Source organism: Pseudomonas sp. GD04058, from assembly GCF_029836855.1.
Taxonomy (GTDB): domain Bacteria; phylum Pseudomonadota; class Gammaproteobacteria; order Pseudomonadales; family Pseudomonadaceae; genus Aquipseudomonas; species Aquipseudomonas bharatica.
The window spans coordinates 1-1,195 of sequence record NZ_JAOECN010000094.1; the positions used below are offsets into that span (position 1 = coordinate 1).

Consider the following 1,195-nt stretch of genomic DNA (forward strand, 5'->3'; position numbering starts at 1 on the left):
GGAAATCCTGAAGAAGACTTCCCGAATCTGGTGAAATACGCCGATCCCGTTGCCCGAGTTTTCCGATGAAGCAGATGACCTTCGCCGACGCCGAGTACGCCGGTAAGCGCAAGCAAACCCGCAAGGAGTTGTTCCTGATCGAGATGGATCAGGTGGTGCCGTGGCAGGGTTTGATCGCCCTGATCGAGCGGCATTATCCGAAGGGCGAAGGTGGACGTCCGGCCTATCCGCTGATGGCGATGCTGCGCGTGCACCTGATGCAGAACTGGTTCGGCTACAGCGATCCTGCGATGGAGGAAGCGTTGTACGAAACCACCATCCTTCGCCAATTTTCTGGGCTGAGCCTGGAGCGCATCCCCGACGAAACTACCATCCTCAACTTCCGCCGCCTGCTGGAAAAGCATGAGTTGGCGTCCGGAATTCTGGCAGTGATCAACGGCTACCTGGGGGATCGCGGCCTGTCGCTGCGCCAGGGCACCATCGTCGATGCCACACTGATCCACGCGCCAAGTTCGACCAAAAATAAGGACGGTAAGCGCGACCCGGAAATGCACCAGACCAAAAAGGGCAACCAGTATTACTTCGGCGCGAAAGCCCACATTGGTGCCGACGAAGAATCGGGCCTGGTACATAGCGTGGTGGTCACGGCGGCCAATGTTGCGGACATCACTCAGGTCGACCAACTGCTACACGGCGAAGAACACGTGGTGTGCGCTGACGCTGGGTATACCGGAGTCGAGAAGCGTCCTGAACATGAAGGTCGTGCCGTTATCTGGCAGATCGCGGCTCGGCGCAGCACCTACAAGAAACACGGCAAGCGCAGCGCCTTGTACAAAGCGCTGCGCAAGATCGAGAAGGCCAAGGCCCAGATCCGTGCCAAGGTCGAACACCCGTTCCGCGTGATCAAACGGCAGTTTGGCTATACGAAGGTGCGCTTCCGAGGATTGGCCAAGAATGCGGCGCAGATGGTGACGCTGTTTGCCCTGTCGAATCTGTGGATGGCCCGCCGACATTTGCTGGCCAGCGCAGGAGAGGTGCGCCTGTAATGCGGAAAATGGCTGCGGTAACGTGCTGGCGGTAACGAAAAAGGTAGAAAAGCGCGACTGATCGGATTGTCTTGGATCAGTTGGGCGATTTTGAAATCGGCAGACGCTGAAGTCAGCCAGAGATGCATGGCTACTTCAGACCATCCCTA

Annotated in this window: 1 protein-coding gene; it reads left to right on the plus strand. The window is 57.7% G+C overall.

Annotated features, from left to right (window positions below; all coding sequences use genetic code 11):
• The first annotated feature begins 65 nt into the window (after nt 1-65).
• The gene (locus N7650_RS27860; RefSeq protein ID WP_104881048.1) at nt 66-1,046 is read left to right on the plus strand and encodes an IS5 family transposase; all 981 of its coding nucleotides are present in this window, start codon (nt 66-68) and stop codon (nt 1,044-1,046) included.
• The last annotated feature ends 149 nt before the right edge of the window (nt 1,047-1,195 follow it).

Coding starts and splice junctions, on each gene's coding strand:
- N7650_RS27860 (WP_104881048.1), top strand. CDS start 66: ATGAAGCAGATGACCTTCGCCGACGCCGAGTACGCCGGTAAGCGCAAG.